Annotated in this window: 11 protein-coding genes and 1 pseudogene; 8 read left to right on the forward strand and 4 right to left on the reverse strand. The window is 61.5% G+C overall.

Annotated elements, in window-relative coordinates:
* Positions 1-11 precede the first annotated feature (11 nt).
* The gene (locus KW062_RS17790) at positions 12-1,670 is read right to left on the reverse strand and encodes an arylsulfatase (RefSeq protein ID WP_105754609.1); all 1,659 of its coding nucleotides are present in this window, start codon (positions 1,668-1,670) and stop codon (positions 12-14) included.
* 242 nt (positions 1,671-1,912) lie between these two features.
* On the reverse strand, positions 1,913-2,362 hold the full coding sequence (locus tag KW062_RS17795; RefSeq protein ID WP_027616315.1) for a hypothetical protein: 450 nt from the start codon (positions 2,360-2,362) through the stop codon (positions 1,913-1,915).
* 80 nt (positions 2,363-2,442) lie between these two features.
* Here KW062_RS17795 and KW062_RS28985 point away from each other — a divergent pair.
* From KW062_RS28985 to KW062_RS17805, 3 genes and pseudogenes are all read left to right on the forward strand, one after another.
* Positions 2,443-2,592 (forward strand): annotated as a pseudogene (locus KW062_RS28985) (site-specific integrase); the annotation flags it as partial.
* Positions 2,593-2,643: 51 nt separating this feature from the next.
* The gene (locus tag KW062_RS17800; protein WP_081786275.1) at positions 2,644-4,233 is read left to right on the forward strand and encodes an ABC-F family ATPase; all 1,590 of its coding nucleotides are present in this window, start codon (positions 2,644-2,646) and stop codon (positions 4,231-4,233) included.
* A gap of 169 nt (positions 4,234-4,402) precedes the next feature.
* Positions 4,403-5,587 (forward strand): MFS transporter, encoded by a 1,185-nt coding sequence (locus KW062_RS17805; protein ID WP_105754611.1) that lies wholly within the window; start codon positions 4,403-4,405, stop codon positions 5,585-5,587.
* A 3-nt stretch (positions 5,588-5,590) separates the two neighbouring features.
* Here the strand turns inward: KW062_RS17805 and pssA are convergent, their stop codons facing one another.
* Positions 5,591-6,934: a CDP-diacylglycerol--serine O-phosphatidyltransferase gene (pssA, locus tag KW062_RS17810; RefSeq protein WP_027616312.1), complete on the reverse strand. Its 1,344-nt coding sequence runs from the start codon at positions 6,932-6,934 to the stop codon at positions 5,591-5,593.
* A 115-nt stretch (positions 6,935-7,049) separates the two neighbouring features.
* Here pssA and KW062_RS17815 point away from each other — a divergent pair, with 115 nt between their 5' ends.
* From KW062_RS17815 to KW062_RS17835, 5 genes are all read left to right on the forward strand, one after another.
* Entirely contained in the window at positions 7,050-7,613 is a 564-nt protein-coding gene (locus KW062_RS17815) for a TetR/AcrR family transcriptional regulator (RefSeq protein ID WP_105754643.1), read from the forward strand.
* Positions 7,614-7,659: 46 nt separating this feature from the next.
* Positions 7,660-8,136: a nuclear transport factor 2 family protein gene (locus KW062_RS17820; protein ID WP_105754612.1), complete on the forward strand. Its 477-nt coding sequence runs from the start codon at positions 7,660-7,662 to the stop codon at positions 8,134-8,136.
* A 176-nt stretch (positions 8,137-8,312) separates the two neighbouring features.
* Positions 8,313-9,368 carry a tetratricopeptide repeat protein gene (locus tag KW062_RS17825; protein ID WP_105754613.1) on the forward strand — a complete coding sequence of 352 codons (1,056 nt, stop codon included), beginning with the start codon at positions 8,313-8,315 and terminating at the stop codon, positions 9,366-9,368.
* Between the two features lie 125 nt (positions 9,369-9,493).
* On the forward strand, positions 9,494-10,996 hold the full coding sequence (locus KW062_RS17830) for an ATPase domain-containing protein (protein ID WP_105754614.1): 1,503 nt from the start codon (positions 9,494-9,496) through the stop codon (positions 10,994-10,996).
* Positions 10,993-12,663 carry an ATP-binding protein gene (locus KW062_RS17835; RefSeq protein WP_105754615.1) on the forward strand — a complete coding sequence of 557 codons (1,671 nt, stop codon included), beginning with the start codon at positions 10,993-10,995 and terminating at the stop codon, positions 12,661-12,663. The genes KW062_RS17830 and KW062_RS17835 overlap by 4 nt, the downstream gene beginning before the upstream one ends.
* Before the next feature lie 3 nt (positions 12,664-12,666).
* Here the strand turns inward: KW062_RS17835 and KW062_RS17840 are convergent, their stop codons facing one another.
* The gene (locus KW062_RS17840) at positions 12,667-13,044 is read right to left on the reverse strand and encodes a response regulator (RefSeq protein WP_105754616.1); all 378 of its coding nucleotides are present in this window, start codon (positions 13,042-13,044) and stop codon (positions 12,667-12,669) included.
* Positions 13,045-13,079 lie beyond the last annotated feature (35 nt).

A 13,079-nucleotide genomic window follows, 5' to 3' on the forward strand; every position in this document is an offset into this window, starting at 1 on the left:
AGTGGCTGGACTCAGTTGCCGACCGGCAGCGGCAGGTTGACCCCTTCTTTTTGCAGCACTTCGCGTACCCATTGGAATTTCTGGTACTGCGACAGTTCGATCGGCCCGTCATACCCCATGCTCTGCAGTTTGCGCGGCGGGTACTTGAGGTAGGTCTGCATCAGTTTGCCGATCGCCTGGCTGATCGGCACCATGGTCCAGGTGCGCTCGGTGAAGTTGTTCATGAACAGGTCGTAGCGCTCTTGCGGGTCCTGCCACAGGTCGAAGACTTGCGGCACGGTGGCGACGTATTTTGCCGCGCCTTTCCAGCCGAGGTTCGAATCCACCGCCAGGCCACCGGTTTGCGCGCCGTCGTCACCGCGCAGGTTGAACACCGCCTTGTAGTTGCCCACCCGCGCCGCCCCTGGCGTCAACTCGTTCTCGGTGAAGTAGAACCACTCCTTGCGCGGCGACGCACCGCTGCCCGTCAGCACGGGAGTCATGTCATAGCTGTCGAAGATGATCGGCTGCCCCTCGCGATCCTTCTCCGGCAGTTTCACCCCGGCCACCGAGGCGAAGGTTGCCATCAGGTCCAGGCCACCGAGGATCTCGTGGTTTTTCGTGTCCGGCTTGATCTTGTCCGGCCACACGGCAATCGCCGGCACCCGGTTGCCGCCCTCGCGCACCGTGCCCTTGGTGCCGCGGAACGGGGTGTAGCCGGCGTCCGGGTAAACGTCCTGCCAGGCGCCGTTGTCGGTGGTGTAGACCACCAGGGTGTTTTTATCCAGGCCCAGCGCCTTGAGCTTGGCCATGATCCGGCCGATGTGGGTATCCAGTTCCACCACCGAGTCGGCGTATTTGGATTTGGACATCGACTTGTGGACGAACTCCGGAGCGGGCATGTTCGGTTGGTGGACTTTCATGAAGTTGACGTTGATGAAGAACGGTTTGTCTGACTTGGCCGCCGTGTCGAGAAATTCCAGTGCGGCTTTTTCGACATAGTTGTCAAAGAACGGAATCCCCACCACCCCGGGCTTGCCGTCGACCACTGGCGTGTCGACATACTGGCCGTTGACCTTGAACTCTTCGACCGCCTTCTCCCCCGCTTTGCCGGACAACGCGCCCTGGGTCACCCGCTGGAACATCGCCCGGGTCTCCGGGTCCATGTCGGGGAACCAGGTCGGGTCGGCGTAGGTGTAGGCGTTGAGGTGATACAGACCGACGTACTTCATCACGTCGTAACCCTGGGCATTGGGCAACGCGTAGTCGGCTTCACCCAGGTGCCACTTGCCGGTGAAATAGGTCTCGTAGCCGCCGGTCTTGAGCACCGAAGCCAGGGTCCACTCGGCGGCCGGCAAACCACCGCCCTGGCCTTGGAAGGCCACGGTGGTCATGCCGCTGCGATTGGGTATCCGCCCGGTTTGCATGGCTGCCCGGCCGGGGGTACAGCTGGGCTGGGCGTAGAACGAAAAGAAGGTCACACCTTCTGCCGCCAGTTCGTCGATGCTCGGGGTTGGCATGCCGCGTCCGACCCCGCCGCCATAGGGGCCGAGATCGCCATAGCCGGTGTCGTCGGAGACAATAAATAGAATATTGGGTTTGGCGGTTTGTGCCCCGTGGGACAGTCCGCTGAGTGTCATCAGTGCCGCGAATACAACAGACAACCTGAAACGATCCGATAGCTGTTCCATACCAGGATTCCTCAGTGTTTCATGGTGTTGGCAACCGGGTGATGAGTGCACAACGGCACAACCCTTGATGCAATGACCACCGAGTCGATAGCCCAAGTACTGCGTACAGATAAGACCCTGTACTGGTCAGGCGCAGAAAGGAGTCTAGTGCCGAGCTGAAAATCCAATGACGATTGCGATGATTGGTCGCACGTTGTCATTACAGATTTGCATGCAATCAATCGCCGGCGACTAAGGCAGCGTTATCGCGTGGCGTGTGCCACATCGCCGCAGAAAATATCCAGATTGCCGTCTTCAGGGGCTGTACGCACCACCACCGCATACTTGCCGGAGATCAACTCCGACAGCGCAATAGGCGCACTGCGATAAAAAGTCCAGCCGTTAGTACCGGCAGCACTTTGGGTATTGACCTTGTCGTTCATGGCAAAGGCCGTCGCCCCGGGTTGCTGGCAGCCGCCTTTATTGATGAAGGTATAAATGCGCGGGGGCAACAGCGTGCCCTCGGGTACGCCGGTGATGTAAAAGTCGAAGTTGGTTTGATTGCCGACGCCGGTCAAGGTGGTATTGGCGATATGTCCGGGATTGTTGTGGGTGGCTGCCAGCGGCAGACTCATGGATTGTTTCGATGAACTACTGCAGCCAACCAGAGTTGCCGCGATCAACAGTGTTGCGAGAGGGATACAGGGTTTCATTGCCGACCTCCAGAATTGGAAGAAGTGCGTTGGGGGACCTTGGGTATAGCTCATTCGTGGGGTTTTGCGGGCTCAATCATGGGTTGGGCTGCAGACCGCCATACAACTGTTGTCACACCTATGCGACAATAGTCCTCATGTCCGGCATCAACCCCGCATTCATTTCCCAGCTTCACGGCCAAGGCGTGCCGATGCGGCTGTCGTCTCATGCGCGCTGGAACGACCCGAGCCCGGTTCCGGCTCCAGCCAAGCGCACCCTAAGCTATTGATAGGTAAAGTAATTGATCTCCACAGCAAATATCACCATGCAGTTCGGCGCCAAGCCGTTGTTCGAGAACGTTTCGGTCAAGTTTGGCGCAGGTAACCGCTACGGCCTGATCGGCGCCAACGGTTGCGGCAAGTCGACCTTCATGAAAATCCTCGGCGGCGACCTCGATCCGTCCGGCGGCCAGGTGATGCTCGAGCCGAACGTGCGCCTGGGTAAATTGCGCCAGGACCAGTTCGCCTACGAAGAATTCAGCGTGATCGACACCGTGATCATGGGTCACGAAGAGCTGTGGAAGGTCAAGGCCGAGCGCGACCGTATCTACTCGCTGCCGGAAATGACCGAAGACGACGGCATGGCCGTGGCCGAGCTGGAAACCGAGTTCGCCGAAATGGACGGTTACACCGCCGAATCCCGTGCCGGTGAGCTGTTGCTGGGCCTGGGTATCGGCATCGAGCAACACTTCGGCCCGATGAGCGAAGTTTCGCCAGGCTGGAAACTGCGGGTGCTGCTGGCCCAGGCGCTGTTCTCCGATCCGGAAGTGCTGCTGCTCGACGAACCGACCAACCACCTGGACATCAACACCATCCGCTGGCTGGAAAACGTGCTGACCCAGCGTTCGAGCCTGATGATCATCATCTCTCACGACCGTCACTTCCTGAACAGCGTCTGCACCCACATGGCCGACCTGGACTACGGCGAGCTGCGCCTGTTCCCGGGCAACTACGACGAGTACATGACCGTCGCGACCCAGTCCCGCGAGCAACTGCTGTCGGACAACGCCAAGAAGAAGGCACAGATCTCCGAACTGCAATCGTTCGTCAGCCGCTTCTCGGCCAACGCCTCGAAAGCCAAGCAAGCGACCTCCCGCGCCAAGGCGATCGACAAGATCCAACTGGCCGAAGTCAAGCCGTCGAGCCGCGTGAGCCCGTTCATCCGTTTCGAACAAACCAAGAAGCTGCACCGCCAGGCCGTGATGGTCGAGAACATGGCCAAAGGTTTCGATGGCAAGACGCTGTTCAAGGACTTCAGCTTCCAGGTTGAAGCCGGCGAGCGCGTGGCGATCATCGGCCCGAACGGTATCGGCAAGACCACCCTGCTGCGCACCCTGGTCAACGAGCTGAGCCCGGACGCTGGCACCGTGAAGTGGACCGACGCTGCGGAAATCGGCTACTACGCCCAGGACCACGCCTCGGACTTCGAAGACGAATCGAGCCTGTTCGACTGGATGGGTCGCTGGACCCAGGGCGGCGAGCAACTGGTGCGCGGCACCCTCGGCCGGATGCTGTTCTCCAACGACGAGATCCTCAAGTCGGTCAAAGTCATCTCCGGTGGTGAGCAAGGTCGCATGCTGTTCGGCAAGCTGATCCTGCAAAAGCCGAACGTGCTGGTGATGGACGAACCCACCAACCACCTGGACATGGAATCCATCGAAGCGCTGAACCTGGCGCTGGAAAACTACCCGGGCACGCTGATCTTCGTCAGCCACGACCGCGAGTTCGTATCGTCCCTGGCCACTCGAATCATCGAGTTGACCCCTAGCGGCGTGACCGACTTCAGCGGCACCTATGATGATTACCTGCGTAGCCAGGGTGTGGTGATCTAAGAGCTGAACGCCGCTCCCTCCTGTAGGCGCGAGCTTGCTCGCGATGAGGCCATCAGTTTCATCGCCAGCAGGCTGGCTCCCACAGGGCCCTGCAAGCTCCGAGGCATCTAATTGCGCCCACAAGCGCTGCCCACAGGGGCTTGTTTGAGCTCCAAGGAAGATTTTTGTCATGACGACACCCGCCACCACCCTCCACCCCTTCGACCTGCGCCCGCTCCTCATCGCCAACATGGCCTGCACCATGGCGATGATGGCGTTTGTCTCGATGATCGGCCCGATCTCCCGGATCCTGGGCATGCCGACCTGGCAGGCCGGGGCTGCAGTGACGGTGTCCGGGGTGTTGTGGATGCTCCTTGCTCGGCCCTGGGGCCAGGCCAGTGATCGCCGTGGACGCCGGCATATCCTGCTGCTCGGCACCGCAGGCTTCACCCTCGCTTACTGGGCCCTCTGTCTGTTCATCGACGTCTCATTGCAGGTACTGCCGTCGGCGTTGCTGGGGTTTATCGGGATCATGCTCGGACGCGGGATTATCGGGGTGTTCTACGCCGCGATTCCGGTGGGCTGCAATGCGTTGATCGCCGACAACATCGAACCGCAGCGCCGCGCCTCCGCCATGGCGGCGCTAGGGGCGGCCAACGCCTGCGGCCTGGTGATCGGCCCGGCCATCGCCGCCCTGCTCTCCCGTTACAGCCTGAGCCTGCCGTTCTATGCCATGGCGATTTTGCCGTTGCTGGCGTTCCTGGTGCTGCGCTTCAAACTCAAGGGCCAGGAACTGCACCTCAAGCAGACACCGCGCAGCGTTCGGCTGAGCGATCCGCGCCTGCGCCGGCCGATGGCAGTAGCCTTTGTCGCCATGCTTTGTGTGTCGATTGCGCAGATCACCGTCGGCTTCTACGCCATCGATCGCCTGGGCATGGCTCCGGCAGAAGCGGCGCAAACCGCCGGCATCGCCTTGACCATGGTCGGGGTGGCGCTGATCTGCGCGCAATTGCTGGTGCGCCGACTGGACTGGACGCCACAGCGGCTGATCCGCATCGGTGCGCTGGTCGCCGCCTGCGGTTATGCCGGCAGCATGCTGGCCGACACCGCCTGGGGATTGTGGTTGTGCTTTTTTGTCTCGGCAGCGGGTATGGGCTGGGTCTTCCCGTCTTTCGCCGCGCTTGCCGCGAATGCCGTGGAGGCCTCCGAGCAAGGCGCCACGGCCGGCAGCATCGGCGCCGCTCAGGGTTTTGGCGTGGTCATCGGGCCGCTGGCCGGGACTTTGGTCTACGCCATCGAGCCGCGCCTGCCCTACCTGTGCGCGGCCGTCCTGCTGGTACTGGTGGGGATGTGGCCGAGCCGGGCAGCGCGCTGAACCCTAGAGGATGCGATAGAGCAGACGCTCGATCCGTACCCGACTGACCCGACGCAGAAACTTGCCCACGGCCGGCGGGTAATCCACCAGGCTTTCCAGTTGCTGGTAACGTTCGATGCGGTTGGTATGGCGGAAAATCTCCGTCAACTCGGCGCTGCGCGGCGTCAGTAATTCGCCTTTTGGATCGTCGATCAGCAAGGCGTTTTCCAGGTCCAGGCGGAACGCTCGCGGATTGAGATTGTTGCCAGTCAACAGGGTGTAGCGCGCATCGACCCACATGCCCTTGAGGTGATAGGTGTTGTCGCCGTCGCGCCACAGATGCAGGTTCAGTAGGCCGCTGTCGATTACCTTCTGATGGCGCTTGGCGAAGCGCCGCAGGCTGATCTCATAAAGGTACGGCAACGCCGCGATGACCCGGAACGGCTCGCTCGGCGGAATGTAGAAGTCGTTGGCGGTCTTGTCGCCGACCACGATATCGACCTTGACCCCACGGGCCAGCGCGCGGTTGATTTCGCGGGTGATCGGCAATGGCAGGTTGAAGTACGGGGTGCAGATCGTCAGTTGCTTCTGGGCACTGGCAATCAGTTCGCAGATCACTCGGTTCAACGGGTTGTTCTTGCCGACACCGAGCAGCGGGCTGACCGACAATCCAGTCTTGTCGACCCGGCCCTGGCTGGTGTCGTAGGCCGCGTACTTGAGGCGGCTGCGCAAATCGCCGATGTCGTTGCGCAGGCTGCGGGTGGTCGGCAGGTTCGGCAGGTCGAGGCGATGCACCGCCTTGGAGGCGACCAGGCCGTGCTGCACCAGGTGCTGCATGGAGTCGGCCAGCGCCTCGTTGTGCAGCAAGTGATAGCGGTCGAAGCGGTACTTGTCGAACTTGTGCAGGTACACGTTGTTCAGGCTGGCCCCGCTGTAGAGCACGCTGTCATCGATCACGAAACCCTTGAGGTGCAACACGCCGAACAGTTCGCGGGTCTGCACCGGCACACCGTAGATCGGCACTTCGCTGGCGTGGTCGCGGGTCATTTGCTGATACCAGGCCGAGTTGCCCGGCTGCTTGCCGGCACCGATCAGGCCGCGCTGGGCGCGCAACCAGTCGACCACCACCACGATGTCCAACTCGGGACGCGCGGCCTTGGCGGCGTGCAGGGCATCGAGGATTTCCTGGCCGGCTTCGTCCTGCTGCAGGTACAGCGCGACGATATAGATGCGCCGGGTCGCCTGGGCGATCTTCTCCAGCAGGCAGCGACGGAACTCGGCGGCGCCGGACAGAATGCTCACGCCATCGGCAGACAGCGGGAAACTGCGCAGTTTTGGCAGCAGGGAACGTTTGAAAAGCAACGGCATAGGGCTCGCAAATGGGTCGAATCCGAAGAGCCCCGGAGCTTACACCATGTCCGCGCAAATGGACATTTCGAATCCACGCTTGACCAAGGAGAACGATCGTTCTACTGTAGAAAACATGAATCAGATAACCAGCACTGACACACGCGACATTATTCTGGATGTCACCGAAAAGTTGATCTACAAGAGTGGCATCGCCGCCACGGGCATGGATCTTCTGGTGAAAACCGCCGGCGTCTCCAGAAAAAGCATCTACCGCTACTTCGCCAACAAGGACGAGTTGATCGTCGCCGCCCTGCAACGCCGCGACCTGCGCTGGATGAACTGGTTTACCAGCCAGGTGGAACTGGCGCCGACCTCGGGCGAGCGCTTGCTCGGCCTGTTCGAAGTACTCAAGGACTGGTTTGCCAGCGACGGCTTTCGCGGCTGCGCCTTTATCAACACCAGCGGCGAGACCGGTGATCCCGAGGATCCCGTGCGCCAGGTGGCCAGGCAACATAAACAGAAACTGTTCGACTTTGTGCTCAAGCTTTGCACCGAACATGGCGTACAGGACCCGCAGGCACTGGCTCGCCAGTTGCTGATCCTGATCGATGGCGCGATTACCGTTGCCCTGATAACGGGTAACCCTGACGCCGCCGACGATGCGCAATCGGTGGCGCGTACGTTGTTGGATCTGTAACCCCCTGCTTGTCGTAGCAACACTCACTGTCACTGGGAGATATCACATGTCATCTGCCGAAGTTCGTCCACCCCTGCCGCCGTTCACCCGTGAGTCGGCCATCGAAAAAATCCGCCTGGCCGAAGACGGCTGGAACTCCCGCGATCCGCAGCGGGTATCGCTGGCCTATACCCTCGACACCCAGTGGCGCAACCGCGCCGAATTCGCCCACAACCGCGAAGAAGCCAAGGCCTTCCTGACACGCAAATGGGCCAGGGAACTGGATTATCGGCTGATCAAGGAACTCTGGGCTTTCACCGACAACCGCATCGCCGTGCGCTACGCCTACGAATGGCACGACGACTCGGGCAACTGGTTCCGCTCCTACGGCAACGAGAACTGGGAATTCGACGAAAACGGCCTGATGGCTCGCCGCTTCGCTTGCATCAACGACATGCCAATCAAGGAGAGCGAGCGCAAATACCACTGGCCCCTGGGCCGGCGTCCGGATGATCATCCGGGCTTGTCGGAGTTGGGATTGTAGGTGGGCTGGCAGCGATGGCATTTTCACGGTGGACCTATCCATTCCCACAGTCAGGCTCGCCCTACTGCAGGAATGGATAGTTGCACCCTGAAGCAGCCCTATCGAAATTTGACTCAACCCCCACACTGACCGAAGCTGGCAACCCTGTCTGGCCCGCCCGTTCCCGGATCCTTCGAATGTCCAAGCCGCGCCGCTACCTGTTTATCAGCCTGCTCACCGTGCTGGCCATCGCCATCGCGTGGTATTCCCTACGCAGCGCCACACCGCAGATCCCGGAAGCGATCAAGCGCGGCTACAGCGAAGCCCTGGAGCAGGCGCGCAATGGCAAGCCTGGCGCGGCGCGGGTGCTCTACCAGCAATTGGCGCGCCCGGACATCTCCGACAAACGCCGCCTCTGGCTGCACGCCGAACTGCCCAACTACCCGAGCCCGCAGGCACTGAAACTGGCGGACGCCGACTTGCATCACCCCTCGGTCGCAGTACGCCAGGCCGCCATCCACAGCATCGTCGGCCTGGTCCCCAGCGGCCAGCGCAGCCTGCTGCTCGGCCCGTTGCTCGAGGACGACGAGCAAGCCGTGCGTTTCAGCGCTGCCGAGGCCCTGCTCGGCCTGTCGCCGGACGACCTGGGCCTGTACTTCGGCCCGCTGGAACAGGTTATCGATGAATACGAAAAAACCTTGCAAGCGCAGCCCGCCACGGCCCACAACCAATACCAGCTGGCGCGCCTGCACCTGCACAATGCCCAGCTCAAGGAAGCCCAGGCGGCGCTCGATGCGACCCTGCAACTGGATCCGGGCAACCTGCCGGCGTTGGTGATGCAGATCGAGGTGCTGGACAAGCTCGGGCAAACCGATGCCGCCCAGCAATTGCTCGCCAAACAACTGCAAGAGCAACCGAATTCCGCCTACCTGCAACACGCCCTTGGCCTCTGGCTGCTGCATCACGACCAGGAAGAATTCGCCCTGCTCGGCCTGTCCAAGGCGGTGGAGCTCGAACCGGACAATCGGGTCTACCGCTACGACCTGGCAACCACCCTGCACGCCGCCGAGGAACTGGAAGCGGCCCAAAAACAGTTGCAGGAGATCGTCCAGCGCCATCCCGCCGACCGCAAGGCCCGAGTGCTGCTGATCAACTACTGGAAAGAGAGCGGGCAATTGCAGAACGTCCAGGTGCTGCTGGCTCAGTTGGAACAGATGAACCCCGACGACCCGGCATTACAGCAGGGTCTATGATCATCAGGTCGGGGCCTGCGGCGAATGCTCGGCCGAGTTGAACTGTTTGCCGCGCCCCGAGGTCCAGTGAAATGGCAGCCTGTTTGTCAGGCTGTAGCACTTCCCTAGCCATGAGAGGGCGTTTTTTGTCTACATCCAATGAGTTGCTGAGTGTCAAAGCCGAAATCGGTATCGAGGGCCTCGACGATATCCTCGCTGGCGGCCTGTCCCGAGGGCACATGTTCCTGCTCGAAGGCGAACCCGGTACCGGTAAAACCACGGTGGCCTTGCAGTTCCTGATGGCTGGCGCCCGCGCCGGTGAACGCACGTTGTACATCACCCTGTCGGAAACCGAGCGTGAGTTGCGCCAGGGTGCGAAATCACATGGCTGGGATCTGGATGAAAACATCCATGTGTTCGAGCTGACGCCGCCGGAAAACCTGCTCGACAACGAGCAGCATCAATCGTTGCTGCACTCCTCCGACCTGGAGTTGGGTGAATCGACCAAGCAGATTTTCGAAGAGGTGGAACGGATCAAACCGACCCGAGTGGTGCTCGACAGCCTCTCGGAAATCCGTCTGCTGGCCCAGAGTTCCCTGCGCTATCGCCGGCAGATCCTGGCGATCAAGCACTACTTTGTGCGCTACGACGCCACCGTCCTGCTGCTGGATGACCTGACCACCGAGTCGAACGACAAGACCGTGCACAGCGTCGCCCACGGCGTCATTCGTCTGGAGGAACTGACCCCCAGCTACGGCGCCGAACGCCGACGGGTGCGGATAGTCAAGTACCGGGGTCAGAAGTACCGTGGCGGCTTCCATGACTTCACCATCGTCGAAGGCGGAGTCAAGGTATTCCCGCGCCTGGTGGCCGCCGAGCATCGCGGCACCTATACCCGCCGGCAGTTGAGCAGCGGTATTGCGCAAATGGACGCGCTGCTGGGTGGCGGTATCGAGACCGGTTCCAGCAGCCTGATCCTGGGGCCGGCCGGCACCGGCAAATCGCTGATTTCGATGATTTTCGCCAGCGCCGCGGTTGCCCGGGGCGAAAAGGCCGCACTGTTTATTTTCGATGAAGAACTGGGCCTGCTGTACGAGCGCATGCGCCACCTGGGCATCGATTTGCAGGCGTTGCAGGACACCGGCGACCTGATCATCGAACAGGTCGACGCCGCAGAACTGACTCCCGGCGAGTTCTCCCACCGGGTCCGACGCTGCGTCGACGACCATGGAATCGAGACCGTAGTCATTGACAGCCTCAACGGCTACCAGGCGGCGATGCCCGAGGAAAACGCTCTGGTGCTGCACATGCATGAATTGTTGCTGTATCTCAACCGCAAGGGCGCAGCGACCTACATGACCGTGGCCCAACACGGCCTGGTCGGCGACATGCAGGCCCCGGTGGACATCACTTACCTGGCCGACACAGTGATCCTGCTGCGCTACTTCGAAGCCCTGGGCAAGGTACGCCGGGCGATCTCGATCATCAAGAAACGCACCGGCGCCCATGAGTCGACCATTCGTGAATACCGCATCAGCCGTAGCGGCATGACCATCGGCGAACCGCTGGATGCGTTCCAGGGCGTGCTGCGTGGCGTGCCGACCTACCTTGGCGCCAACGCCCCGCTACTGATGGATATCGATCATTGAGCAAGTCCAAGGTGCTGGCCGAGCGTGCCCTGATCCTCGCGCCACTGGGGCGGGACAGCCAGATTGCCCTGCGCCTGCTCAACCAGGCCGGCTATGACGGTTTGATCACTCCGCGCTTGAGCGCGCTGTGCGATGAACTGGAAAAAGGCGCCGGCCTGTTGCTGATCGCTTCCGAGGCCCTGCTCAATGTCGACATCAGTCCCTTGCTTGACCTGATCGACCAACAACCGACCTGGTCCGACCTGCCGATCGTGCTGCTGACGCACCACGGCGGCAGCGAGCACAATCCCATCTCGCGCTTCGGCCCGCAACTGGGCAACATCACCTTCCTCGAACGGCCGTTTCATCCGGTGACCCTGATCAGCCTGGTGACCACCGCCCTGCGTGGCCGCCGCCGCCAATACGAGGCCCGAGACCGGCTGATCGACCTGTACCAGAGTGAACTGCGCCTCAAGGAGGCGCTCGATACCCTCGAACAGCAAGTCGAGGAGCGCACCGCGCAGCTGCGGCACAATGAAGAAGCCCTGCGCCAGTCGCAGAAGATGGAAGCGGTCGGCCAACTCACCGGCGGTATCGCCCACGACTTCAACAACATGCTCACCGGCATCATCGGCAGTCTGGAGCTGCTGCGCCGGCGCCTGGCCCGGGGGCGTACCGAGGATCTCGACGGGCTGATCGACCTCGGCGTGACCTCCGCCAACCGTGCCGCCGCCCTCACCCATCGCCTGCTGGCGTTCTCCCGGCGCCAGTCATTGGACTCCAGGCCCGTGATCATCAACAGCCTTGTGCAGTCGATGTCCGAATTGTTGACGCGCAGCATCGATGAGCGCATCCGACTCAATATGCAACTGAGCGAGGCGCTATGGGTGGCCGAGGCCGATGCCAATCAACTGGAAAGCGCACTGCTCAACCTGGTGCTCAATGCCCGTGACGCCATGCCCGACGGCGGCACCTTGACCGTGCGAACGCTCAATCGATACCTGGACAACGCCTTCAGCGAAGCCCACGGCAATCTGCAACCGGGTGACTACGTGGTCCTGAGCGTGGTTGACGACGGCTGCGGCATGCCGGCGGGCACCATCAGCCGGGCCTTCGACCCGTTCTTCACCACCAAGCCGATTGGCCAGGGCACCGGCCTGGGACTCTCAATGATCTACGGCTTCAGCAAGCAGTCCGGCGGACATGTGACCATCGACAGCGAGGTCGGCGTCGGCACCACGGTCAACCTCTACCTGCCGCGTTACAGCGGCGATCTGGACCAGCCGCCGCAGCCCACGGCCCTGCACGCGCCAAACGCCGAAGCGGGCGAAACCGTGTTGATTGTCGAAGACGATCCGGCGGTGCGGGTGCTGGTCAGTGCGGTCTTGAGCGAACTGGGTTATGCCTTTGTCGAGGCCGGGGATGCCGACAGCGCGCTGCCGATCCTCGACTCCGAACAACGCATCGACCTGCTGATCAGCGATGTCGGCCTACCCGGCATGAACGGCCGGCAACTGGCGGAAATTGGCCGCCAGTACCGGCCTGATCTGAAAGTCCTGTTTATCACCGGCTATGCCGAACACGCCGCAGTACGCGGCGGGTTTCTCGATCCGGGGATGCAACTGATCACCAAGCCGTTCACCTTCGACCTGCTGACGGCCAAGGTGCGCGAGATGATCAGCGCGTGAGGCTCAGGAGAGCATGTCCTGCATCAGATCCTGCAGTTCGTCGAGGTCGAACGGCTTGTCGAGAATCGGCGCCTTGCGGGTGATCGGACTGTCGGTCTCGCGCACTTCCTGGGCATAGCCGCTGATGAAGATCACCTTCAGTTCCGGGCGCAACTTCACCGCCGGCTCGGCAATCTGCACTCCGTTGACTCCACCGGGCAGGCGGAAGTCGGTGATCATCATGTCCAGATTGGGTTTGGTGGCGAGAATCGCAAACGCCTGCTCGGCGTTCTCCGCCTCCAGGACGCGGTAACCCTCGCCGCTCAGATAGGCGCTGAGGACCATCAGGATCGATGGATCATCCTCGACGATCAATACGACATCTCGTGCATCATCACTCATGGGAAGCCTTTGTTCGGTCAATAGCTGATATTACG

Source organism: Pseudomonas fluorescens (assembly GCF_019212185.1).
GTDB lineage: Bacteria > Pseudomonadota > Gammaproteobacteria > Pseudomonadales > Pseudomonadaceae > Aquipseudomonas.

Excerpts from the sequence above, each read along its gene's own strand:
- KW062_RS17790 (WP_105754609.1), bottom strand. The coding sequence starts at position 1,670 with ATGGAACAGCTATCGGATCGTTTCAGGTTGTCTGTTGTATTCGCGGCA.
- KW062_RS17795 (WP_027616315.1), bottom strand. The coding sequence starts at position 2,362 with ATGAAACCCTGTATCCCTCTCGCAACACTGTTGATCGCGGCAACTCTG.
- KW062_RS17805 (WP_105754611.1), top strand. The coding sequence starts at position 4,403 with ATGACGACACCCGCCACCACCCTCCACCCCTTCGACCTGCGCCCGCTC.
- pssA (WP_027616312.1), bottom strand. The coding sequence starts at position 6,934 with ATGCCGTTGCTTTTCAAACGTTCCCTGCTGCCAAAACTGCGCAGTTTC.
- KW062_RS17815 (WP_105754643.1), top strand. The coding sequence starts at position 7,050 with ATGAATCAGATAACCAGCACTGACACACGCGACATTATTCTGGATGTC.
- KW062_RS17820 (WP_105754612.1), top strand. The coding sequence starts at position 7,660 with ATGTCATCTGCCGAAGTTCGTCCACCCCTGCCGCCGTTCACCCGTGAG.
- KW062_RS17825 (WP_105754613.1), top strand. The coding sequence starts at position 8,313 with ATGTCCAAGCCGCGCCGCTACCTGTTTATCAGCCTGCTCACCGTGCTG.
- KW062_RS17840 (WP_105754616.1), bottom strand. The coding sequence starts at position 13,044 with ATGAGTGATGATGCACGAGATGTCGTATTGATCGTCGAGGATGATCCA.